Raw genomic sequence first — 22,196 nt, 5'->3', positions numbered from 1 at the left:
GCGTGACCCCGACGATCGCGCCCGTACGCACCCGCCCCCGGCTCGGCTGGTGGCTCGACGCCGCCTTGGTGGTGGCGTTCGTGGCGTTGACGGTCGCACTGATCAGGGGCCACCTGCTGACGCTCGACCAGCGGGTGGCCGACTGGGCCTTCGCGCACCAGCCGGCCCCGCTCTACTGGGCCGCCCGGGTCTTCAACTACCTCGGCCAGGGCGGTCAGGTGCTGATGCCGGTCGCGCTGATCCTGACCGGGGTGCTCGCCTACCGGACGAGGTCGTGGCGGGCGGCTTTGCCGTTCGCGGCGGCGTTCGTCCTCACGTACATCACCATCGGGCCCTTGAAGATCTGGGCCGATCGCGCCGCGCCGCGCTTCGACGGACCGGAGAAGGCGGTGATGTTCAACCCCTACGCCGAGGGTGCCAAGGCGATGAGCTATCCCTCCGGCCACATGGGCAATGCCCTGGTCTGGTACGGGGTGATCGCCCTGCTGCTGGCGGCGCTGCTGGGCCGCGAGCTGAGCCGCCGGGAGTGGGTCACCGTGCGGGTGCTACCGGTCGCGATCCTGTTCGTCACGACCGTCTACACCGGGTTCCACTGGCTCACCGACTCGATCGCCGGGGTGCTGCTCGGGCTGGTGCTGGTCCGGCTGATCGACCGGTTCATACCCAGGTTCCTGCCCGCATCACGCGCTTGACGGTCAGCTCGGCGTCGAGCACCACGAGATCGGCCCGCAGGCCCGCCTCCAGAGCGCCGACCTCGTCGTCCAGGCCCAGCACCCGAGCCGGCGTGGTCGAGGCCATCGCGACCGCGTCCCGGAGCGTGATGCCGGCCGCCACCGCGTTGCGCAGCGCCACGTCCATGGTCAGCGTGCTGCCGGCGATCGAGCCGTTGCGGGCCAGCCGGGCCACCCGGTCGGCCACGACGACCTCCTGGCCGCCCAGGTCGTAGGTGCCGTCGGGCATGCCGGTGGCGTCCATCGCGTCGGTGATCAGCGCGGCCCGGTCCGGCCCGGCCGAGCGGGCGGCGAAGGCGAGCATCCCCGGGTGCAGGTGGATGTTGTCGGCGATCAGCTCGCAGACCGCGAGCGACTCGAGCAGGCCGATCACCGGACCGGGTTCGCGGTGATGCGGCGGGCGCATGCCGTTGAAGAGGTGGGTGCCGACGCTTCCGCCGGCGGCGACTCCGGCTTCGGTCTGCTCGTACGTGGCGTCGGTGTGCCCGATCGCGGCCAACACCCCGTGGTCGCGCAGGAAGGCGATCGCCTCCCGGGCGCCGGGCAGCTCGGGGGCGACGGTCACCATGCGTACGGCACCCTCGCCCAGCTTGACCAGCGCCGAGAGCTCCTCGATCGACGGGTCGCGGAGGAAGTCGGGGTTCTGCGCGCCGCAGCGCGCGCCGGAGAGGTAAGGGCCCTCGTAGTGCACCCCGGCGATCACCCGCTCGCGGACCAGCGGCAAATAGGCGGCGGTGGCGTCCCGCATGAGCTCGAACGGGGAACTGACCAGGCTCGCCAGCATCGTCGTCGTGCCGTGGCCGAGGTGGAAGGCGGCCGCGGCCCGGGCCGACTCGACGTCGCCGGTGGTGAACGTGTGCCCGCCGCCGCCGTGGCAGTGGATGTCGACGAAGCCCGGCACCACGATGTCGTCGCCGGCCCGGTTGTCCTCGTGGACCTCGATGATCGTCGGGCCGTCGATCTCCAGGTGGCCGGGCACGACCGCGCCCGGCCGGACGATCCGGCCACTGATCCTCATGCGGTCTGCTCCAGGTGGTCGAGGGCCAGCAGGGCGGCGCCGAGGCAGCCGGCCGTGTCGCCGAGCGCGGCCCGGACGATGCCCGGCATCCGGTGGAAGGTGATCCGCTTCTCGATCCCGTCCTTGAGCGGGGCGAGCAGCGCGTCGCCGGCCTCGGCCAGTCCGCCGCCCAGGACGATGACGTCGACGTCGAACAGCGCTTGAGCCGTGACCAGGCCATCGGCGAGGGCGTCGACGCCCTCCTGCCAGACATTTCGGGCGACCTCACTGACCGCGAGATCGTTCACCACATCGAAGGCCGTTACCTCCGGATTGCCCGATAGATCGCGATATCTTTGGCCGATCGCCCGGGCCGACGCGATCGACTCGAGGCAGCCGACCTGGCCGCAGGGGCAGGCGACGCCGCCCGGCCGCACCACGATGTGGCCGAGCTCGCCGGCCGCGCCGTGCGCGCCGTTGTACCCGGCGCCGTCGACCACCAGCGCGGCCGCGATACCGGTGCCGACGGCGACGAAGAGCACGTGCCGCTCGCCGCGGCCGGCGCCGAGCCGCGCCTCGGCGATGCCGCCCACCCGCACGTCGTGGCCGAGTGTGGCGGGCAGGCCGAGCCGCTCCGAGAGCAGCGCGCGCACCGGCACGTCCCGGAAGCCGACGTTCGACGACCAGACCGCGACGCCGTTCTCCTCGTCGACCACGCCCGGCACCGCGATGCCGGCCGCGACCGGCTCTCGGCCGTCGGCCCGGGCCCGATCGGCCAGGCCGGCCGCGACCCGCAGGATGTTCTCGGTGACCGCCTCCGGGCCGCGCTCGGCCAGCGTGGGGTGGCGTTCCTCGTGGCGGACCGTCCCGTCCGGGCTCACCAGCGCGCACTTCATCCCCGTCCCGCCCACGTCGAGGGCGACGACGACGGCGTTCGAGGTCACGCCAGGACTACCGAGCGGGTCAGGTTGCGCGGGTGGTCGGGGTCGAGACCCTGGCTGGTGGCGAGCAGCACGGCGACCCGCTGGGCCAGCACCAGGTCGGCCATCGGGTCGAGCGGCGCGCGCCCGCCGCACCAGCTGCCCAGTGCCGCGTACCCGCCGTGGTGCCGGCTGTGCACGAAGGCCGCGCCGGTCGCCTCGACATCGTCGGCCAGGCCCGCCGGGATCTCGCCGAACGCCCAGACCACCCGCCGCGGCCCGGCCAGCGCGATCGGGCCGTGCCGGTAGTCCATCGCGGGGTACGCCTCGGCCCAGTAGGCCGCCGCCTCCCGGCACTTGAGCGCCGCCTCGTGGGCGAGGCCGATGGTCCAGCCCCGGCCCAGGAAGGTGATCTGCTCGGCCAGCGCCGGGTGCACCGGCAGCGGCAGGCGCACGGCGACCTCGGCGTCGGCGATCACCGGCTCGATGTCCTCGCCGAGGTGGGCGCGCAGCAGGGCGAGCGTGCTGGTGGCGAACCGGGTCTGCACGACCGACTGCTCGTCGGCGAAGTCGAGCACCACGGTGTCGGTGGCCAGGGCCGCGGCCGGCTGCCCGGCGTCGGCCGTCAGCACGGTGGTCGGCGTGCGCCCGTCGAGCGCGTCGAGCAGCTCGATGATCTCGGTGGTGGTGCCGGAGCGGGTGATCGCGACGACCCGGTCGTAGCGCCGGCCGTGCGGGAACTCGCTGGCCTGGAACGCGTCCGTCTCGCCCTCGCTCGCCTGCTCACGCAGGGACGCGTACGCCATGCCCATGAACCACGACGTGCCGCAACCGACCACCGCGACCCGTTCGCCGCGAGCCGGCAGGCCGGCGGAGTCGGCAAGCTTGGCGGCCAGTTGCCAGCAGTCCGGCTGGCTCGCGATCTCCGCCTTGACGTGCGTCATGGGCCACCCTTCACAGCAGTACCTCTGTGCGCGAAAGCGCTCGGATCCCCGCGGTTTCGAGCGCCATTCTGCGCGGAACGTCGCCACGGGCGCAACAGTCATCCCTCGACCGCGCAGCGCGGAGCTTTGCTTCCCGGGCTTTCGCGCACTAATGTGCACACACTTATCACATAACGTGCATCGGAAGTGGTTTGGTGGACCGGTACGCGCGGTGGAATGCCCTGCTCGAGTTACTCGCCGAGAACGGCCGGGTCAGCGTCGAGGACGCGTCCGAGCGTCTCGATGTCTCCCAGGCCACCATCCGGCGCGACTTCGACCAGCTCGCGCAGCAGCAGATGATCACCCGTACCCGCGGCGGCGCGGTGGCGAACGGCGTCTCGTACGACCTGCCGCTGCGCTACAAGAGCGCCAAGCACTCGGCCGAGAAGCAGCGCATCGGCGAGGCCGCGGCCGGCCTGGTCACCCCCGGCACGGTGGTCGGCCTCAACGGCGGCACGACGGTCACCGAGGTGGCCCGCGCCCTGGCCGTGCGGCCGGACCTCAACGCGGGCGGCGAGGGCAGCCAGCTGACGGTCGTCACCAACGCCCTGAACATCGCGAACGAGCTGCTGGTCCGTTCCCGCATGAAGATCGTCGTGGCCGGCGGCGTGGTCCGCCCGCAGTCCTTCGAGGTCGTCGGCCCCCTCGGCGGCGCCCTGCTGAAGGAGGTGACCCTCGACATCGTCCTGCTCGGGGTCGACGCCGTGGACGTCGAGCTCGGCGCCGCCTCCCACCACGAGGGCGAGGCGGCGATGAACAGCCTGATGGTCGCCCGGGCCAAGCGCGTGGTCGTCATCGCCGACTCGTCGAAGCTGGGCGGCCACGCGTTCGCCCGCATCTGCCCGATCACCAAAATCGAGACGCTGGTGACCGACAGCGGCGCCCCGCCGGCGACGGTGGCCGCCTTCCGCGAGGCCGGCGTGCACGTCATCACCGCGTAACCGTGCGTCGCGGGGCTGCTCGATATTGACGGGGGTGCCTAGAGTCTCGCGGCATGAACGCCGTACTCGAGATATCCGGGCTGCAGAAGACGTATCGCAGCCGGAAAGGTGTGCGCCGGGCTCTGGACGGCTTCGACATGGTGGTCGAGGCCGGCCAGGTGCACGGCTTCCTCGGCCCCAACGGCTCCGGGAAGACGACCACCCTGCGTACGCTACTGGGGCTGATCCGGCCCAACGGCGGGCGCATGGCGCTCTTCGGCCAGGAGGTCCCCGCGCATCTGCCGGCCGTCGCCGGGCAGGTCGGGGCGATCGTGGAAAGCCCGCAGTTCTTCGGCAACTTCTCCGCCTTCGACACGCTCGCGCTGCTGGCCGACGCCGGCGGGGTCTCGCGCCGGCGGGTCACCGCGGTGCTGGAGCTGGTCGGGCTGCGTGACCGGGCCAAGGAGCGGGTGCGCACCTACTCCCTCGGCATGAAGCAACGCCTCGCCGTCGCCTCGGCGCTGCTCAAGGAGCCGCGGCTGCTGATCCTCGACGAGCCGGCGAACGGGCTCGACCCGGGCGGCATCCGGGAGATGCGGACGCTCATGCGCAACCTCGCCGAGTCGGGCATGACCGTGCTGCTCTCCAGCCACATCCTCGGCGAGATCCAGCTGATCTGCGACCAGGTCACCATCATCTCGGCGGGCAAGCGGGTGGCGGCCGGCTCGGTCGAGTCGGTGCTGGCCAGCCACGCGTCGAACGCGGTGAAGGTGCGGCTCGAGCCGGGCGTCGACCTGATCGGCGCGGCCGCGGTGCTGCGGGCGAAGGGCGCCGAGGTGACGCTCGAGGGCGAGCACTTCGTGGTCGGCAACGCCCCCAACCCGGCGCAGATCACCCGGATCCTGGCCGAGCAGGAGATCTACGTCAGCGAGCTCACCCCGGTCGCGGCCGACCTGGAGAGCGTCTTCCTCGAGCTCACCGGCACCGCGCCGGTCGAGGGTCAGAACCGCCAGGTCGACCAGACCGCGATGGCGCCGGCGCAGGGCGGGTGGGGTCAGTGAGCCTGTACAAAGCGGAGACGCGCCGGCTGGTCAAGCGGCGGTTCACCAAGCTCTTCGTGGGCTGCGCGCTGCTGGTGCTGGCGGCGATCGCGGCCGGTGTCTTCCTCAGCAACCAGAAGGCCGGGCCGGAGACGATCGCCCAGGCGAAGGCCGACGCGCAGAACAGCTACCAGCAGGCGCTGGCCGACACCAACCGGCTGATCGACGAGTGCCGGGCCGCCCAGGGCACGGCCAAGGCCGGCGACTACCCGCCGAACTGCGAGATCCAGCTGCCGACCCCGTCCGACTTCGACCCCCGCTGGTACATGCCGGCGACGTTCGACTTCAAGGAGTCGTTCCCGGGGATGGTCACCACGCTGGCGGCGGTGCTGGCGGTCGTCGCGTACATCATCGGCGCGTCCTTCGTCGGCGCCGAGTGGAACAGCGGCGGCATGATGAACCTGCTGCTCTGGCGGCCGAAACGGCTCCAGGTGCTGGGCACCAAGCTGGCCACGCTGCTCGTCGCGACCACCGCCCTGACCGTCGTGCTGGCCGCGATCTGGACGGCCGTCTTCTACTTCATCGCGCAGGCCCGTGGCACGACCGCGGGCATGACCGACGGCGCCTGGCAGTCGATCGGGCTCACCGAGCTGCGCGCGCTCGGCCTGGTGCTGGTGACCGCCGCGGTCGGCTTCGGCCTGGCCTCGATCGGCCGGCACACGGCGACGGCGCTGGGCGTGGCGATCGGCGTGATCGTGGTGCTCCAGTTCGGCCTGGGCGCGGTGATCTCACTGGCCAAGGTGAAGTTCCCGGAGCTCTACCTGGCGCCGTTCTGGGTCTACGCCTGGATGAACAAGCAGTACGTCGCCGAGGACTACAACTCGTGCAACTTCTCGGGCACGGACGGCTGCCGGCCGGACACATTGACCATCACCTGGCAGATGGCCGGCGTTGCTCTGACGGTCCTCTTTGCGGTCGTCGTCGGCGTCGCTATGTGGACAATGCGTAGGCGCGACATAACGTGAGGTAACGGAAACCCGGCCATGCGCGGGGGCCTACGGCAACTTATGCTGCTCGCGGCCCCCGCCAGGTCCAGCCCGAGGAGCACCATGCAGCCCGAGGAGTCCACCCAGCACATCCCGGTCCCTCGGGAAGCGGACGAAGCGGTCGAGGCGGTCGAGGCGGATGAAGCGGCCGAGCCCACCGCGCAGAAGCCGGGGCTGACCGACCGCGAGCGCGACATCCTCGGCTTCGAGAGTCGCTGGTGGAAGCACGCCGGCGCCAAGGAGCAGGCCATCCGCGACACCTTCGGCCTCTCTTCGACCCGCTACTACCAGGTGCTCAACGCGCTTCTCGACAAACCCGAGGCGATCGAGCACGATCCGGTACTGGTCGGCCGCCTGCGGCGCCTCCGGGCTACGAGGGCACGTACGCGCCGTCGGTGACCTCAGCCGGGTTGGTGTTCTTGCGCGTACGCGGAGAGCCACGCCACCTGGGCCGGATCGAGCGACGCCCGGACCCGTTCGCGCGCGGTCGCCACGTTCGCCGCGGTGACCGTGGTGGCCTCCAGCGAGTCCCGCATCGCGGCCAGCGCCGCCTCCCGGATCAGGGCCGCGCAGTCGGCCGCCGAGAACCCGTCGAGATCGGCGCCGAGCGCGTCGAGGTCGACCGACTCGTCCAGCGGCACCTGCTTGGACGAGGCCCGCAGGATCGCCGCCCGGGCCGCACCGTCCGGCGGCGGCACGTAGACCAGCCGCTCGAGCCGCCCCGGCCGCAGCAGCGCCGGGTCGATCAGGTCGGGCCGGTTGGTCGCGCCGATCACCACCACGTTGCGCAGCTCCTCCACCCCGTCCAGCTCGGTCAGCAGGGCCGCCACCACCCGGTCGGCGGTGCCGCCGTCGGTGGACTGCCCGCGGGTCGGCGCGAGCGCGTCCACCTCGTCCAGGAAGACCAGCGTCGGCGCCGCCTCCCGGGCCCGGCGGAACAGCTCGCGCACCGCCCGCTCGCTGTCGCCGACCCACTTGCTGAGCAGCTCGGCGCCCTTGACCGAGAGCACGTTCGCCTTGCCGGTGCCGGCGATCGCCTTGACCAGGTAGGTCTTGCCGCAGCCGGGCGGGCCGTAGAGCAGGACGCCGCGCGGCGGGGAGACGCCGAGCCGGGCGAACGTGTCCGGATATGTGAGCGGCCACAGCACCGACTCGGTGAGCACCTGCTTGACGTCGGCGAGGTCGCCCACGTCGTCCAGGGTCACGGCGGCGACCTCGAGCGTGGAGTCGGCCATCGAGGTCGGGCGGACCACGTCGAGCGCGGCCTCGAAGTCGGCCATGGTCACGGTGGGTGACTCGGCGTCCTTCTGGCGGAGGGCGGCGCGCACGCCGGCCTCGCGGGCGAGCGCTCCGAGGTCGGCGGCGACGAATCCGGGCGTACGGCCGGAGACCTCGTCCAGCCGTACGTCCTCGGCCAGCGGCATGCCGCGGGTGAGCACCCCGAGCTGCTCGCGCCGCATGGCCGCGTCCGGCAGCGGCACCGCCAGCTGCACGGCCAGCAGGTCGGGGGCGCGCAGCGACGGGTCGACCGACTCCGGCCGGCTCGTCGTGCAGACCACCGCGACCCCGGCCCGGACCGTCTCCTCGAGGATCTGGTGGAAGACGGTGGACAGGGGGCCGGGCTCGTCGCGGGGCGCGAGCGCGTCGACGTCCGAGAAGAGCAGCACCGACGGGCCGGTGCCGCGGGCGTCCCGGGCCAGCGCCCGCAGCTGCTGGGCGGCGGCGTCGTTGGTGAGCGCGGCCAGCGACGGCGCCCAGGCCGGGAGCACCCGCGCTCCGACCTTGGCGGCCACCGCCCGTACCAGCGCTGACTTGCCCGAGCCCGACGGCCCGGAGATCAGCACGCCGAGCGAGACCTTCGTGCCCAGCCGAGCCAGCACCTCGCCGTGGTGGAAGCCGAGGTCGAGCAGCTCCTCCAGCTCCTTGGCCTGGGAGCGCAGGCCGGGCAGGTCGTCGAGGCTGGGCGGCGGCACCTCGGGATCGGTCGCAGCCGGCGCACTGGCCCGGACGGCCGGGGTCGAGGCGGTGCCGGCGGTCGTGTGGTAGCCGTCCGCCCAGCCGACCACCGTGTCCATGGTGACCAGGGCGCCGTCGGTGTCGTCGACGGCGGTGACGGCGAGCAGCGCGCTGGTCCAGCCGTAGCCGACCCGGTTGGCCAGGCTGCGGCGGGCCGCCTCGACCAGCGACCGGTTGCCGGCGTCGGGCAGCACGTCCTGCGGCAGCAGCGAGACGTCGTCGCCGGCGCTGACCACCTTGCCGAGCAGGGCCAGCCGCAGCATCTCGGGGGAGACCACCGCCACGATCTCGGGCGGGCCGGTGAGCGTGACCCGGCGGGCCTCGACCACCGGCAGCGGCGCGACCGTGACCTGGCCGCCGTCGCGCATCTTGAGGTTGCCGATGGTGAGGTCGTCGGCGTAGAGCAGGGCACGGCTCGCACCCGCCTCGGCCCGCGCGGCCACGCCCGCGGTGGTGCGGGCGCCGGCCAGGCGTACCGGATCGCCGGGGTTGATCTCGAGGGCGGCCATCACCTCGGGGTGCAGCCGGACGATGCCGCGGCGGGCGTCGAGCGCGGCCGGCCGCAGGGTGACGGTCAGCGTGAGTTCGGGAGACACAGTGATACACGCTATCGCCGTCGCGCTGTGATGGTTCACAGCCGAAGCTCAGATCGGGGCGGCTAGCTTTGGCCCCATGTCACTGTCGGGCCGGCTCCGGAAAGCCGCCACACGCCGCCGGGTCGTCGCCGGGTCGGTGGTCCTCGTGCTGGTCGCCGCTCTCGTCGGCTGGGCGGTCCGGCCCGACACGCCGGGCTGGCGCGCCACCGACCAGCGGATCACCGTGCGCTCGGGGCCGGGCGGCGACCAGCCGGTCGTGCTCGACACCCGGTTCTACCTGCCCCGCGACCGCGGCGGCCGGGTTCCGGCGGTGCTGCTGGCACACGGCTTCGGCGGCACGAAGGAGTCGGTCAGCGACGACGCCCAGTCGCTCGCCGACCGGGGCTACGCCGTGCTCACCTGGACCGCGCAGGGCTTCGGGCGCAGCGGCGGGCAGATCCACCTGGACAGCCCCGACTATGAGGTGAAGGACGCGCAGGGACTGCTCGACTGGCTCGCGGCCCGGCCCGAGGTGCGGCTCGACGCGGCCGGCGACCCGCGGGTGGGCGTGGTCGGCGGCTCGTACGGCGGCGGCCTGGCCCTCATGCTCGCCGGGCAGGACCCCCGGGTCGACGCGATCGTCCCGTCGATCACCTGGAACGACCTGACCAAGGTGTTCCTGCCGCAGTCCGCCGACTCGGCCGCGACCGGCGTCTTCAAGAAGGGATGGGCCGGCCTCTACTTCGGCAACGGCGCCGCGATCGGTCAAGGCGGCGCGGCCGGCGCCGGTGCGGCCGATGCGAGCGCGGCGGGAGACGGCGCGGCCGGCGCCGGCGCCGATGCGAGCGCGGCGGGCGACCCGTCGTGCGGCCGCTTCGCGGCCGACCTCTGCGCCGCCTATCTGCAGCTCGCGACCGACGGCACGCCGAGCGCCGCCACGCTCGCGCTGCTGCGCAAGTCGAGCCCGGCGACCGTGCTCGACAAGATCAAGGCGCCGACGCTGCTGATCCAGGGCGAGGTCGACACGCTCTTCCCGTTGTCGGAGGCGGACGCCAACGCCCGCGGCATCGCGGCGACCGGCACCCCGGTCCGGGTCGCCTGGTTCACCGGCGGCCACGACGGCGGCGCCGGGCCGCAGACCGATCAGGACCGGGTGAAGTACCTGACCGTCCAGTGGCTCGACCACTACGTGAAGGGCGAGGGCGCCGCCCCGGAGAACAGCTTCACCTACTCGCGGGTGGCCGGCTTCAGCGCGCTCGACCGGGGGCTGGTCACCAACGGCTACTCCACCGACGTCTACCCCGGTCTCCACGCGGGCGGCACTCAGGTCGCGCTCACCGGCGCGGCGCAGCAGATCGCGAATCCGCCCAACGGCAACCCCGGCGCCCTGTCCTCGCTGCCGGGCGCGGGCAGCCGGCTCAGCGAGCTGCTCGGTGGCATCGCCGGCGACATACCCGGGCAGCACGCGACCTTCCAGTCGGCGCCGGTGACCAGCGCGATCCAGGTGGCGGGCGCGCCGGCGATCCGGCTGCGGGCGGCCTCGCCGACCGGGGAGGCGACGCTCTTCGCCAAGCTCTACGACGTCGACCAGTCGGGCGCCGAGACCCTGAGCGCCGGCCTGGTCGCGCCCGTCCGGCTCACCGGTCTGCCGGCCACGATCGACAAGGCGGCCGAGGTCACGGTCACCCTGCCGGCGATCGTCCGGCAGATCGACGTCGGCCACGTCCTGCGGGTGGTGGTCGCGACCAGCGATCAGGCGTTCCTCACTCCGGCCGAGCCGGCGGTCTACACGGTCGCGGTGGGCTCGACGCTCACGCTTCCCACGGTGGTCGGGACGCCGATCGCCAACCCGCAGACGATCTGGCGGTACGTGCTGGCCGGTCTGCTGGTCGCGATCGTGCTCGGCCTCGCGGTGGTGCAGTTCGTGCGCCGCCGGCGACGGCGTCGCCGGCACGACGAGGTGCTGGCCGAGTTCGCGGACACGCCGCTGGTGGTGCGCGATCTCCGCAAGGCGTACGGCGACGGCTTCGTCGCCGTCGAGAAGATCGGCTTCACGGTCGAGCGCGGCCAGGTCGTGGGCCTGCTCGGGCCCAACGGCGCCGGCAAGACCACCACCCTGCGCGTGCTGATGGGCCTGACCATGCCCTCCGGCGGCGACGCGCTGGTCTTCGGCCACCGCCTCACGCCTGGCGCGCCGATCCTGTCCCGGGTCGGCGCCCTGGTCGAGGGTCCCGGCTTCCTGCCCCACCTCAGCGGTTACGACAACCTCCGGGCGTACTGGCAGGCCACCGGGCGGCCGGAGGCGGACGCCCACTTCGAGGAGGCGCTCGAGATTGCCGGCCTCGGCGACTCGGTGCACCGCAAGACCCGCAAGTACAGCCACGGCATGCGGCAGCGGCTGGCCATCGCCCAGGCCATGCTCGGCCTGCCCGAGCTGCTGGTGCTGGACGAGCCGACGGACGGTCTCGACCCGCCGCAGATCGCCGAGATGCGCCGGGTGCTCAAGCGCTACGCGACCGACGGCCGGGCGGTGCTGGTCTCCAGCCACCTGCTGGCCGAGGTCGAGCAGACCTGCACGCACGCGGTGGTGGTCAACAAGGGCCGGATCGTGGCGTCCGGCCCGGTCGAGGAGATCGTCGGCGAGTCGCCGTCGGTGCTGCTCGACGTCTCGGACGTGCCGGCCGCCGCCCGGGTGCTCGAGGGGCTGGGTGTGCGCTCGGTGACCCCGGACGGGGCGAGCGGCCTGATCGTGGACATGAACGGCACGCCCCGGGCCGAGGTGGTGGCCTCGCTGGTGCGGGCCGGCGTCGACGTCGACCGGGTGGTGCCGCGCCGGCGGCTGGAGGACGCGTTCCTGGCCCTGGTCGGCGACAACTCGCGAGGAAGTGGGGACCGATGAGCGCGGGAGCGGCAGTCCAGGGGTACCGGGCGTCGGCGACGCTCCCGGTGTGGGCCGAGGTCAAGCGGCAGGCGACCCGCCGTCGTACCCAATTGGCCCTGGGTTTCATGGTCTTGCTCCCGCTCATCATCCTGGTCGCCTTCGAGTTCGGCGGCGGGAACGGCAACGACGACAACAACGGCGGCGGGGCGTTCGGCAGCCTGGTCGACCTGGCTACCTCGGGCGGGCTCAACTTCGCGCTGTTTTGCCTGGCGGTCTCGGCCGGCTTCCTGCTGGTCGTGGTGGTGGCGCTGTTCTGCGGCGACCCGGTGGCGAGCGAGGCGAGCTGGGGGAGCCTGCGCTATCTGCTGGCGATCCCGGTGCCGCGGGTGCGGCTGCTCGCGATCAAGCTGGTGGTGGCCTTGGCGTACGCGCTGCTCGCGCTCTTGATCTTGACGGCGACCGGCCTTCTGGTCGGCACGTTGCGCTACGGCTGGCACCCGCTCGGCAGCACCGTGGCCGCCGCCATCCCGCCCGGCCAGGGCGTGCTCCGCCTGCTCGGGATCGTCGCCTACCTCGCCGTGATCATGCTCGTGGTGGCCGGTCTCGCGTTCCTGCTCTCGGTGCTGACCGACGCGGCGCTGGGTGCGGTCGGCGGCGCGGTGCTGCTGTGGATCCTCTCCAGCATCCTGGACCAGATCACCGCCCTGGGGAGCCTGCGCACCGGCCTGCCGACCCACTACAGCGACGCCTGGCTCGGCCTGCTCTCCACCCCGCCGCAGGTGGACGACCTGGTCAAGGGCGCGATCGCGGCGGTCTGCTACGCCACGCTCTTCTGGTCGCTGGCGTTCTGGCGCTTCACCCGGAAGGACATCACCTCGTAGCTCCCGGTTATACGTAGCCTCCACGTATACGCGTATGTATAGTATGCGTATGATAACCGTGCGCGGGCTGCGGAAAGCGTTCGGCAGCCACACCGTCCTCGACGGCATCGATCTCACCGTCGCCCCCGGCACCGTCTTCGCCCTGCTCGGGCCGAACGGCGCCGGCAAGACCACGATGGTCGAGATCCTCACCACGCTGCTGGCGCCCGACGCCGGCGACGTCACCATCGACGGCCACGACCTGCGTCGCCGGCCCGGCAAGATCCGCGAGATCATCGGCGTGACCGGCCAGTTCTCGGCCGTCGACGGCGTGCTCACCGGCCGGGAGAACCTGCGGCTCATCGCCGACCTGCGCCACCTCGGCGCCCGGGCCGGCCGGGCCCGCGTCGACGAGCTGCTCGAGCGGTTCGACCTCACCGAGGCGGCGGGCCGGTCGGTGGCGACCTACTCCGGCGGCATGAAGCGGCGGCTCGACCTGGCGATGACCCTGGTCGGCGAGCCGCGGCTGATCTTCCTGGACGAGCCGACCACCGGTCTCGATCCGCGCAGCCGCCGCACGATGTGGGAGATCATCGAGGACCTGGTGGCCCGGGGCGTGACGATCTTCCTCACCACGCAGTACCTCGACGAGGCTGACCGCCTGGCCGGCCGCATCGCGCTGCTCGACCAGGGCCGGCTCGTCGCCTCCGGCACCGCCGACGAGCTGAAGAGCTCGGTCGGCGCGCAATCCACGCTCGACGACGTCTTCTTTGCACTCACCGGGGGGATCCGATGACCTCGTTCGTCCTGGCCGACTCGGCCACCATGGTCCGGCGCGACCTCACCCGCATGGTCCGGTTCCCGCTCATGACCATCAGCGGCATCGGCACGTCGTGCATCTTCCTGCTGCTTTTCACGTACGTGCTGGGCGGCGCGATCAGCGCGGGCGACCGCGGCGCGTACGTGAACTACATCTCACCGGCGATCCTGGTGATGGCGATCGGGGGCGGCGGGTCGGCCACCGCCATCAACATCAACCAGGACATGACCGAGGGAGTGATCGCCCGGCTGCGGACTATGGCGGTCTCCCGGGTGGCGGTGCTCTCCGGGCAGGTGGGTGGCAGCCTCGTGCGTACGTCGCTGAGCCTGCTCCTGGTCATCGGGGTGCTCTTCGCGGTGGGCTTCCGTCCGGGCGCTCGCGGGCTCGACTGGCTCGCCGTGGCCGGGCTGCTGGTGCTGGTCACGTTCGCGGTCAGCTGGATGACCGCTGCCTTCGGCCTGACCGCCAAGACCGTGGCCGGTGCCAACTCGCTGTCCCTGCTGTTCAGCTTCGGGCCGTTCGTGAGCAGCGCGTTCGTCCCGACCGACACGATGGCGCCGGGTGTGCGGTGGTTCGCCGAGAACCAGCCGTTCACCCCGATCATCGACACCTTGCGGCACCTGCTCGACGGCACCCCGGTCGGCGACACCTGGATCCTGGCCGTCGCCTGGTCGGTCGTGCTCGCGGTGACCGGCATCCTGTGGTCCCGGTCGGCCTTCATGAGGCTGCCGAACCGCTGACGGGCCTGGGTCGTGGCTCACACCTCGGGATGCCCACTCCGTGTCCGCCACGACCCGACGTAAGGTGTGGGAAACAACTGAATACCTCATCCAGAGGGGCAGAGGGAACGGCCCGATGAAGCCCCGGCAACCACCGTGTTTGTCTCACTGAAGAGGCCGCACGCGGCAGGTGCTAATTCCGTCCCCGGCTTCGGGGAAAGATGAGAGGAAGGCCTCGATGACGTCTGCCGTCAGCACACCCTCGGTCACCGACTCCCCGGCCCGTGGCCTCGTCTGCCGCGCGTGCGGCGCCGAATACCCGCTGGTCGCCCAGCACGCCTGTTACGAGTGTTTCGGCCCGCTCGAGGTGGCCTACGACCAGGCCGCTCTCGCGCGGGTGACCCGTGAGCAGATCGAGGCCGGTCCGCAGAACATCTGGCGTTACGCCGGTCTGCTGCCCGCCGGCCAGGACCCGGCCACCCGGGTCACCCTCGACCCCGGCCTGACCCCGCTGGTCAGCGCGCCCGCGCTGGCCGCCGCCGTCGGGCTGCGGGCGCCGCTGTACGTCAAGGACGACTCGGCCAACCCCACCCACTCGTTCAAGGACCGGGTCGTGTCGGTGGCGCTCACCGCCGCCCGCGGCCTCGGCTTCACCCGCTTCGCCTGCGCCTCCACCGGCAACCTGGCCAACTCGGTGGCCGCGCACGCCGCCCGGGCCGGCGCGCCCAGCATCGTCTTCATCCCGTACGACCTGGAGCAGGGCAAGGTCGTCACGACCGCGGTCTACGGCGGCGACCTGGTCGCGATCGAGGGCTCGTACGACGACGTCAACCGCCTCTGCGGCGAGCTGGTCGAGACCGACGAGTTCGAGGACACCGCGTTCGTGAACGTGAACGTCCGCCCGTTCTACGCCGAGGGCTCCAAGACCCTGGGCTACGAGGTCGCCGAGCAGCTCGGCTGGCGGATCCCGGCCCAGGTCGTCATCCCGATGGCCTCCGGCGAGCTGCTCACCAAGGTGGACAAGGCGTTCGCGGAACTGGTCGAGATCGGCCTGGTCGAGGCGCCCGAGGGCGGCTGGGCCGTGTTCGGCGCCCAGTCGGCCGGCTGCAACCCGATCGCGGTCGCGCTGCACAACGACACCGACCACATCGTCCCGGTCAAGCCGACCGGCATCGCCAAGTCGCTGAACATCGGCGACCCGGCGGCCGGCGCGTACGCGATCGAGTCGGTGAAGCGCACCGGCGGCTGGATGGACTACGCCGACGACGACGAGATCCGCGCGGGCATCCGGCTGCTGGCCGAGACGACCGGCATCTTCGCCGAGACCGCCGGTGGCACCACAGTGGCGGTGCTCAAAAAGCTCGTGGCGAGCGGCAAGCTCGACCCCGACAAGGAGACCGTCGTCTACAACACCGGCGAGGGGCTCAAGACCCTCGACGCGGTCGCGGGCCTGGTCGGGCCCACTCACCAGATCAAGCCGTCGCTGCGCGGGGCCCGGGAGGCGGGCCTGCTGGGATGACCGTCGGTAATCGACTGTCTGCCATTAGTTGAAGATTCCATCGCCGGAGGACTTGCGCGGGCCTCTCAGCGTCGGCAAGATGCTCTCTGCGGGAGGGCCGACGCCGTACGAGGCCCCTCACCTTTCGAGCTTGGCGACAATCTCTCGAGGTGCCCAACGACCCAGTGCCGGAGGCGCTGTGCGTCCACCCTCCCGACCAAATTCGCTGGCATACATGGCCGCCGACCCGCCAGGGTGGCGGCCATGGTGCTTTCCATCGGTCCGCTCGCCTCGGCCGCGGACGCCTACGAGATCTACCGCGCCGGCGCCGTCCACGACCGCAGCGACATCGAGCCGCTCTCGCCCGAGGCGTTCGCGACCAGGGTGGCGACGCCGGCCGCGAGCTACGTCGTCGAGCATTACCTCGCCCGCCTCGACGGTGAGCCGGTGGGTCATCTCGAGCTGGCCTTCTCACAAGCCGACAACCTGGGCACCGTGGACGTCGAGCTCGCCGTGCTGCCGTCCGCCCGGCGGCGCGGCGCCGGCCGGGCGCTCTACGACCTGGCCGTCGAGCGGGCCAAGGCCGAGGGCCGCGTGCGGCTGTTCGGGCGCACGATCCAGCGACATCCGGACGGGGCTTCCTTCGCGGCCGCGATGGGCGCGCGGGTCGGTCTCGAGGAGATCCGCAGCCGGCTCGACGTGCGCGCGGCCGACCAGGCCCGGCTCGACGCCGAGCTGGCCGCGGCCTGGGAGCGGGCCGGCGGCTACCACCTGATCCAGTGGACCGGGGTGGCGCCCGACGAGATCATCGATGAGGTCGCGGCCCTCGACAGCACGTTCATGACCGAGGCGCCCACCGGTGACCTCGACTGGGAGCCGGAGCGGATCGACGCCGACCGGCTGCGGGCGGACGAGGCGGCCCGGGCCCGGCGCGGCCGGATGACGTTCCACACTGGTGCGCTGCACGGCGCGCGGCTGGTTGCCTGGACCACGCTGAACTGCCCGGCCGACGAACCCGCGCACGCCTGGCAGAACGCCACGCTGGTCGCTCCGGCGCACCGTGGCCATCGGCTCGGCCTGCTGATCAAACTGGCCAACCTGGCCCAGGCCCGTACTCATCGGCCGGCCATCGAGGTGATCGACACCTTCAACGCGGCCACCAACGAGCACATGATGCGGATCAATCGCGCGATGGGCTTCCGGCCGGTGGAGTCGGTTCTCTTCTGGCAGCGCGACCTCTGAGCCGGGTCAGCCACGGGCGCACCGGCAGGTCGGTGGGATAGCCGCCGGCGGTCAGGCCGGCCCGCCGCTCGAACAGGTTGCGCGCGCCCCACGAGCCGGTCGCCGCGTACGACCACAGGCACGCCGTCCAGTAGGCGGGCCAGAAGAACGGTCCCAGCCACGCGTACTGCCCGGCGTGCCGGCTCTCGTGCCCGAAGAGGTCCGCGCGCTCGTCGGCGAGCAGCCACTCGGCGCTGTGCCGGCACATGATCACCGAGCCGACCGTGAAGCAGGTGGCCGGCGGCGCCTTGCGGCGGTAACCCTCGCCGATCAGGATGCCGTCCCGCCCGCGCCGCACCCGGGCGCCGCCGAGCACGGCGACGAGCAGGCCGACGGCGGTGGTGGCGTTGGCGGCGGTGACCACGGTGCGGACGTGGTGCCGTCTCATGAGCCTGGCCGCCTCATGAACCCGGCCGCATCAGATGCGCCGGCGCATGCGGAGCTCGGTGAGCACGGGGAGGACCGGGTGCGGCACCCGCTCGCCGGTGTCTTCGAAACCCAGTTTCTCGTACGCCCGGACGGCCCGGCCGTTGCCCACCACGACCTCGAGCATCAGGCTCTCCCGGCCGCAGGCGCGGGACCAGCCGGCCACCGCCTCGACCAGCTCGGCCAGCACCTTGCCGCCGCGGTGCCCGGGGGTCACGTAGACCGCGAACACCACCGTCGACTCCGGCTCCTCGGGCAGCACCGTGCCGCCGGCGTGGCCGATGAGCCGGCCGCGGCCGCCCGGGTCGGCCACGAACTGCGCGGTCTGGCAGCCGCTCGCGGCCTGGGCGATGCGCCGCCGGTAGGCCTCGTGCGGGCGGGCCGCGGCCTGGGCGAGCGTCTCGAGGAACGCCATCGGTGCGTCGGCCAGCATCTCCAGCCGCAGGGCACGCATCCGCGCGGCGTCGTCGACGGTCACCCGGTGCACGCGCCAGCTGTTCACGCTGTTCTCACTACCCTGTGCCGGGCCCGGCGGCAACCCGCCTGGCCGGAACCGGACGGGTGGCGGACCGGCGCCGGGTTGGGGCAAGGTGTGTCGATGGACCAGGGCGAGGACCGCTTCACGATGGTCGAGGGCCCGGTGGTGACCGCCGCCGACCCGTGGGACCCGGAGTCGCGTACGGCCGATCTGAGCCGCGCCGCCGAGCTCGCCGTGCCCGCCACCGACGAGGCCGACCCGCTGGTGCCCCCGCTCCGCTCGGGCCTGCCCGGGTTGCTCACGCACACCCGCGGCGCCGTCCGTCGCTGTCTTGCCGGCCTGCTGGGTGCCGGTCTGGTCGCCGCCCTGCCGATGCACTTCTTCGTCGGCCGGGTCGACGACACGGTGATCGCCGCGCCCGCCCTCTCCGACCTGCTCGGCGGCTTCGGCCTGTTGCTGCTCCCGCTGATGTGGCTGGCCTACTTCACGGTCTCGGCGCTGCCCCTGGTGATCTGCCTGGCCGGCGCGACCGCGGTCGCGGTCGCCGAGGCCGCCACCGGCTCACTGCCGTCGCCCCGCGCCGCCGCGCGCCTGGTCGCCTACCGGCTGCGCCCGCTCTGGCTCTGGTTCGCCGCCTTCGGCGTGGTCACCCAGGCGCTGCCGCTGCTGCTCACCACCGACCGCCTCGGCCCGGCGGTGGCGGCGCCGCTCGCGGCCGGCCTGGCCCTGATCTCCACCGCGGTGCTCACCTTCCTCGGCATGCTCGGCTGCGTCGTGCTGATCGAGCGCGACCGGGGCCCGCGCCGGGCCGCCCACCTGTGCTCGCCGGCCACGCTCGGCGGGCCGGTCCTCGCCTCGCTGGCGGTCACCGTGCTGCCCCGGCTCGCCGAGGCGGCCTGGGGCGCCATCGCCTCGACCGTGGTGGCGGTGGTGTCGGTTCTGCTCTGGGCGATCACGGCCATGGTGGCGTACGCCCAGGCTCGCCGGGCCGAGGGACCGGTGACCAGCGCATCCCTGTTCGCCGAGCTCTCCCGGCCGGAGCTGGACTGATGCGCGCAAGATGGCGTTTCCTTGCACTCGCCCCCCGGGAGTGCTAAACAGGTCATTGGCACTCGCGACTGGTGAGTGCCAAGCAGGTCGGGGCGGTGGGGTTCCGGTCGCGGCGCCGCCATCGGCGCCGGGGCACGGAGCCGGTCGTCGCGGGCTATCCGGCTCGACCTGAGGACGTCACATCGCCAGGTGGTGACGTCCGCAGTGTTCCGCAATGTGCGGGCCCATGCGGCCCCCACCGCGAATGTCCAGGAGGACAACGCCGTATGGCCAAGATCATCGCATTCGACGAGGAAGCTCGTCGGGGCCTCGAGCGGGGCATGAACCAGCTCGCCGACGCCGTCAAGGTGACGCTCGGCCCCAAGGGCCGCAACGTCGTGCTCGAGAAGAAGTGGGGCGCCCCCACGATCACCAACGATGGTGTGTCCATCGCCAAGGAGATCGAGCTCGAGGACTCGTACGAGAAGATCGGCGCCGAGCTGGTCAAGGAGGTCGCGAAGAAGACCGACGACGTCGCCGGTGACGGCACGACGACGGCGACCGTCCTGGCCCAGGCGCTGGTCCGTGAGGGCCTGCGCAACGTGGCCGCCGGCGCCAACCCGATGGCCTTGAAGCGGGGCATCGAGGCCGCGGTCGCGAGCGTCTCCGAGGGTCTTCAGCAGCTCGCCAAGGACGTGGAGACCAAGGAGCAGATCGCCTCCACCGCCTCCATCTCCGCCGGTGACTCCACGGTCGGCGAGATCATCGCCGAGGCCATGGACAAGGTCGGCAAGGAAGGCGTCATCACCGTCGAGGAGAGCAACACCTTCGGCCTCGAGCTCGAGCTCACCGAGGGCATGCGCTTCGACAAGGGCTACATCTCGGCGTACTTCATGACCGACGCCGAGCGCATGGAGGCCGTCTTCGACGACCCCTACATCCTGATCGCGAACAGCAAGATCTCCGCGGTCAAGGACCTGCTGCCCGTCCTCGAGAAGGTCATGCAGGGCGGCAAGCCGCTGGTCATCATCGCCGAGGACGTCGAGGGCGAGGCCCTGGCGACCCTGGTGGTCAACAAGGTGCGCGGCACCTTCAAGTCCGTCGCCGTCAAGGCCCCGGGCTTCGGTGACCGCCGCAAGGCCATGCTGGAGGACATCGCCATCCTGACCGGTGGCGCCGTCATCAGCGAGGAGGTCGGCCTCAAGCTCGACAACGCCGACCTCAGCCTGCTGGGCACCGCTCGCAAGGTCGTCATCACCAAGGACGAGACCACGATCGTCGACGGTGGCGGCAACGCCGAGCAGATCCAGGGCCGGGTCAACCAGATCCGCGCCGAGATCGAGAAGTCGGACTCCGACTACGACCGCGAGAAGCTGCAGGAGCGCCTGGCCAAGCTGGCCGGCGGTGTTGCGGTCATCAAGGTCGGCGCGGCCACCGAGGTCGAGCTCAAGGAGCGCAAGCACCGCATCGAGGACGCCGTTCGCAACGCGAAGGCGGCCGTCGAGGAGGGCATCGTGCCCGGTGGTGGCGTCGCCCTGGTGCAGGCCGGCAAGACCGCGTTCGAGAAGCTGGACCTGGTCGGCGACGAGGCGACCGGCGCGACGATCGTGAAGCTCGCGCTCGACGCCCCGCTGCGCCAGATCGCCGTGAACGCCGGCCTCGAGGGCGGCGTCGTGGTGGAGAAGGTGCGCAACCTCGACGCGGGTCACGGCCTCAACGCCGCGACCGGCGAGTACGTCGACCTGCTGGCCGCGGGCATCATCGACCCGGCCAAGGTCACCCGCTCGGCGCTGCAGAACGCCGCGTCGATCGCCGCGCTGTTCCTCACCACCGAGGCCGTCGTGGCCGACAAGCCCGAGAAGACCCCGGCCCCGGCCGGCGCCCCGGGCGGCGGTGACATGGACTTCTAAGTCCATTCGGTTCCACCGAGAGGGCGGGTCGCTGCGGCGGCCCGCCCTTTCGCTTTACCGTTCGTTTCGCGGGTCAGAGCGCCTTGCGGTATCGGAAGAACACCCGCTCGACCCGAGCGCCCACGGCGAGGGAGTAGAACGGCGTCGGGCCGACCCAGCCGATCTGCGCGCTCTCGTAGCCCTCGGCCCGCAGGTCGGCCAGGCAGCGGCGGAGCAGCACCGAGCCGATCCCGCGGCCCCGCGCGGCGGCGGTGGTGCCCATCGGGCCGAACCAGCTGGGGCGGGAGGAGCCGTACGCGGCGAAGCCCAGCGGCGTGCCGTCCGGCTCGAGCGCCAGGTGGCAGCCGGCCCGCTCCCGGCCGATCGAGTGGGTGATCTCGCCGGCCCAGCCCGGCGTCCAGTTGGCCAGGGCGAACGCGGCCAGCGGCGCGGCGTCGGCCGGCCCGGCCCGGCGGACGACCACGCCGTCGGCGGCCAGCCGCTTCTCGTCGGCTTCGGTGGGGGAGAGCAACCGCAGGTCGGCCGTCATGTTCCAGGCCGGCGGCAGCTGCTCGTACCCGAGCGCGGCGGCCCCGCACAGCGCCGCGGTGTAGCGCACGTCGATGCCCGGCCACGCGTAGTAGGGCGCGTTGCCGCCCAGCAGGACCTCGCCGGCGCCCAGCCCGGCCAGCGCGCGCTCCACCCGGGCCAGCAGCGCCCGCCCGACGCCCCGGCGCCGCTCGGCCGGGTCCACCGCGAGCAGGTCGACGTGCCCGGCCGCGGCGTCCCGGTGGGAGAGCGAGCCCAACACCACGCCGATCACCCGGTCGCCGCCGGTCCTGGCCAGGAAGCCGGTCAGCCGGCGCGGCACCGGCGACCACCCGTCGGCGCCGGTGGTGTCCCGCAGCCGGCCGACGATCTCGGCCGCCTCGGCCGCGTCCTCGGGCAGATCCAGGGCGGTGCGGCACAGCGCGATCACCGCCGGCTCATCGTCGGCGGTCAGCTCGGCAACCCGGAACTCACGATCCACAACGCCGAACGTACGTGAGATTTCCCCTGCCTGGGCGGCGGGCACGAGCGCTAACGT

Annotated in this window: 19 protein-coding genes, 1 pseudogene and 1 riboswitch; of the genes and pseudogenes, 13 read left to right on the top strand and 7 right to left on the bottom strand. The window is 72.4% G+C overall.

The annotated features are described in order from the left end of the window. Positions 1-2: 2 nt before the first annotated feature. Positions 3-692: a phosphatase PAP2 family protein gene (locus ACQP2F_RS44135; RefSeq protein WP_433298680.1), complete on the top strand. Its 690-nt coding sequence runs from the start codon at positions 3-5 to the stop codon at positions 690-692. Here the strand turns inward: ACQP2F_RS44135 and nagA are convergent. From nagA to ACQP2F_RS44120, 3 genes are read right to left on the bottom strand one after another with little or no spacing between them, the layout of a single operon-like run. Further along, a complete protein-coding gene (gene nagA, locus ACQP2F_RS44130; protein ID WP_433298678.1) occupies positions 658-1,749 on the bottom strand; it encodes an N-acetylglucosamine-6-phosphate deacetylase in 1,092 nt (363 codons plus the stop codon). The genes ACQP2F_RS44135 and nagA overlap by 35 nt on opposite strands. Further along, a complete protein-coding gene (locus tag ACQP2F_RS44125; protein ID WP_433307876.1) occupies positions 1,746-2,624 on the bottom strand; it encodes an ROK family protein in 879 nt (292 codons plus the stop codon). Before ACQP2F_RS44125 ends, nagA begins: the two co-directional genes overlap by 4 nt. Before the next feature lie 44 nt (positions 2,625-2,668). Further along, a complete protein-coding gene (locus ACQP2F_RS44120; RefSeq protein ID WP_433298676.1) occupies positions 2,669-3,592 on the bottom strand; it encodes an SIS domain-containing protein in 924 nt (307 codons plus the stop codon). A gap of 194 nt (positions 3,593-3,786) precedes the next feature. On the opposite strand from ACQP2F_RS44120, the gene ACQP2F_RS44115 reads away from it, so the two are divergent. From ACQP2F_RS44115 to ACQP2F_RS44100, 4 genes are all read left to right on the top strand, one after another. Beyond that, positions 3,787-4,572, top strand: coding sequence for a DeoR/GlpR family DNA-binding transcription regulator (locus tag ACQP2F_RS44115; RefSeq protein WP_433298674.1), 786 nt, complete (start codon positions 3,787-3,789; stop codon positions 4,570-4,572). 53 nt (positions 4,573-4,625) lie between these two features. Continuing rightward, positions 4,626-5,612, top strand: a complete 987-nt coding sequence (locus ACQP2F_RS44110; RefSeq protein WP_433298672.1) for an ATP-binding cassette domain-containing protein — start codon at positions 4,626-4,628, stop codon at positions 5,610-5,612. Further along, positions 5,609-6,616 carry an ABC transporter permease subunit gene (locus tag ACQP2F_RS44105; protein WP_433298670.1) on the top strand — a complete coding sequence of 336 codons (1,008 nt, stop codon included), beginning with the start codon at positions 5,609-5,611 and terminating at the stop codon, positions 6,614-6,616. Before ACQP2F_RS44110 ends, ACQP2F_RS44105 begins: the two co-directional genes overlap by 4 nt. Positions 6,617-6,700: 84 nt before the next feature. Further along, positions 6,701-7,036, top strand: coding sequence for a DUF3263 domain-containing protein (locus tag ACQP2F_RS44100; protein ID WP_433298668.1), 336 nt, complete (start codon positions 6,701-6,703; stop codon positions 7,034-7,036). Between the two features lie 2 nt (positions 7,037-7,038). Here ACQP2F_RS44100 and ACQP2F_RS44095 read toward each other — a convergent pair whose 3' ends face one another. Beyond that, on the bottom strand, positions 7,039-9,249 hold the full coding sequence (locus ACQP2F_RS44095; RefSeq protein ID WP_433298666.1) for an AAA family ATPase: 2,211 nt from the start codon (positions 9,247-9,249) through the stop codon (positions 7,039-7,041). Between the two features lie 76 nt (positions 9,250-9,325). Here ACQP2F_RS44095 and ACQP2F_RS44090 point away from each other — a divergent pair, with 76 nt between their 5' ends. From ACQP2F_RS44090 to ACQP2F_RS44065, 6 genes and pseudogenes are all read left to right on the top strand, one after another. Then, complete coding sequence (locus ACQP2F_RS44090; protein ID WP_433298664.1) at positions 9,326-12,127, top strand: alpha/beta fold hydrolase; 2,802 nt, start codon at positions 9,326-9,328, stop codon at positions 12,125-12,127. Beyond that, positions 12,124-12,990 (top strand): ABC transporter permease, encoded by an 867-nt coding sequence (locus ACQP2F_RS44085; protein ID WP_433298662.1) that lies wholly within the window; start codon positions 12,124-12,126, stop codon positions 12,988-12,990. The genes ACQP2F_RS44090 and ACQP2F_RS44085 overlap by 4 nt, the downstream gene beginning before the upstream one ends. 43 nt (positions 12,991-13,033) lie before the next feature. After that, positions 13,034-13,708 (top strand): annotated as a pseudogene (locus ACQP2F_RS44080) (ABC transporter ATP-binding protein); the annotation flags it as partial. 53 nt (positions 13,709-13,761) lie between these two features. After that, positions 13,762-14,529 (top strand): ABC transporter permease, encoded by a 768-nt coding sequence (locus tag ACQP2F_RS44075; protein WP_433298660.1) that lies wholly within the window; start codon positions 13,762-13,764, stop codon positions 14,527-14,529. Positions 14,530-14,612: 83 nt separating this feature from the next. Further along, positions 14,613-14,736, top strand: a riboswitch (SAM riboswitch). Positions 14,737-14,746: 10 nt separating this feature from the next. Further along, positions 14,747-16,027 (top strand): threonine synthase, encoded by a 1,281-nt coding sequence (thrC, locus tag ACQP2F_RS44070; protein WP_433298658.1) that lies wholly within the window; start codon positions 14,747-14,749, stop codon positions 16,025-16,027. A 243-nt stretch (positions 16,028-16,270) separates the two neighbouring features. Continuing rightward, complete coding sequence (locus ACQP2F_RS44065; RefSeq protein WP_433298656.1) at positions 16,271-17,248, top strand: N-acetyltransferase family protein; 978 nt, start codon at positions 16,271-16,273, stop codon at positions 17,246-17,248. On the opposite strand, the gene ACQP2F_RS44060 is transcribed toward ACQP2F_RS44065, so the two are convergent. Then, entirely contained in the window at positions 17,187-17,675 is a 489-nt protein-coding gene (locus ACQP2F_RS44060; RefSeq protein WP_433298654.1) for a hypothetical protein, read from the bottom strand. The two genes, ACQP2F_RS44065 and ACQP2F_RS44060, sit on opposite strands and share 62 nt — an antisense overlap. A gap of 30 nt (positions 17,676-17,705) precedes the next feature. After that, entirely contained in the window at positions 17,706-18,167 is a 462-nt protein-coding gene (locus ACQP2F_RS44055) for a GNAT family N-acetyltransferase (RefSeq protein ID WP_433307874.1), read from the bottom strand. A 144-nt stretch (positions 18,168-18,311) separates the two neighbouring features. Between ACQP2F_RS44055 and ACQP2F_RS44050 the strand changes: the two genes are divergently transcribed. After that, the gene (locus tag ACQP2F_RS44050; protein ID WP_433298652.1) at positions 18,312-19,241 is read left to right on the top strand and encodes a hypothetical protein; all 930 of its coding nucleotides are present in this window, start codon (positions 18,312-18,314) and stop codon (positions 19,239-19,241) included. Between the two features lie 266 nt (positions 19,242-19,507). Beyond that, complete coding sequence (gene groL, locus ACQP2F_RS44045; RefSeq protein ID WP_433298650.1) at positions 19,508-21,130, top strand: chaperonin GroEL; 1,623 nt, start codon at positions 19,508-19,510, stop codon at positions 21,128-21,130. Between the two features lie 73 nt (positions 21,131-21,203). Here groL and ACQP2F_RS44040 read toward each other — a convergent pair whose 3' ends face one another. Then, entirely contained in the window at positions 21,204-22,139 is a 936-nt protein-coding gene (locus ACQP2F_RS44040) for a GNAT family N-acetyltransferase (RefSeq protein ID WP_433298648.1), read from the bottom strand. Between the last annotated feature and the right edge of the window lie 57 nt (positions 22,140-22,196).

Origin of the sequence: Actinoplanes sp. CA-030573 (genome assembly GCF_050951115.1) — a bacterium.
Classification (GTDB): domain Bacteria; phylum Actinomycetota; class Actinomycetes; order Mycobacteriales; family Micromonosporaceae; genus Actinoplanes.
The sequence above is the reverse complement of the archived record's forward strand: the minus strand, read 5'-3'. Positions and strand labels throughout refer to the sequence as shown.

Bases quoted from the DNA above. Each gene is read 5' to 3' on its own strand.
- nagA (WP_433298678.1), bottom strand. From the start codon at position 1,749: ATGAGGATCAGTGGCCGGATCGTCCGGCCGGGCGCGGTCGTGCCCGGC.
- ACQP2F_RS44125 (WP_433307876.1), bottom strand. From the start codon at position 2,624: ATGAAGTGCGCGCTGGTGAGCCCGGACGGGACGGTCCGCCACGAGGAA.
- ACQP2F_RS44120 (WP_433298676.1), bottom strand. From the start codon at position 3,592: ATGACGCACGTCAAGGCGGAGATCGCGAGCCAGCCGGACTGCTGGCAA.
- ACQP2F_RS44110 (WP_433298672.1), top strand. From the start codon at position 4,626: ATGAACGCCGTACTCGAGATATCCGGGCTGCAGAAGACGTATCGCAGC.
- ACQP2F_RS44100 (WP_433298668.1), top strand. From the start codon at position 6,701: ATGCAGCCCGAGGAGTCCACCCAGCACATCCCGGTCCCTCGGGAAGCG.
- ACQP2F_RS44090 (WP_433298664.1), top strand. From the start codon at position 9,326: ATGTCACTGTCGGGCCGGCTCCGGAAAGCCGCCACACGCCGCCGGGTC.
- ACQP2F_RS44085 (WP_433298662.1), top strand. From the start codon at position 12,124: ATGAGCGCGGGAGCGGCAGTCCAGGGGTACCGGGCGTCGGCGACGCTC.
- ACQP2F_RS44075 (WP_433298660.1), top strand. From the start codon at position 13,762: ATGACCTCGTTCGTCCTGGCCGACTCGGCCACCATGGTCCGGCGCGAC.
- thrC (WP_433298658.1), top strand. From the start codon at position 14,747: ATGACGTCTGCCGTCAGCACACCCTCGGTCACCGACTCCCCGGCCCGT.
- ACQP2F_RS44065 (WP_433298656.1), top strand. From the start codon at position 16,271: ATGGTGCTTTCCATCGGTCCGCTCGCCTCGGCCGCGGACGCCTACGAG.
- ACQP2F_RS44060 (WP_433298654.1), bottom strand. From the start codon at position 17,675: ATGAGACGGCACCACGTCCGCACCGTGGTCACCGCCGCCAACGCCACC.
- ACQP2F_RS44055 (WP_433307874.1), bottom strand. From the start codon at position 18,167: ATGCGTGCCCTGCGGCTGGAGATGCTGGCCGACGCACCGATGGCGTTC.
- ACQP2F_RS44050 (WP_433298652.1), top strand. From the start codon at position 18,312: ATGGACCAGGGCGAGGACCGCTTCACGATGGTCGAGGGCCCGGTGGTG.
- groL (WP_433298650.1), top strand. From the start codon at position 19,508: ATGGCCAAGATCATCGCATTCGACGAGGAAGCTCGTCGGGGCCTCGAG.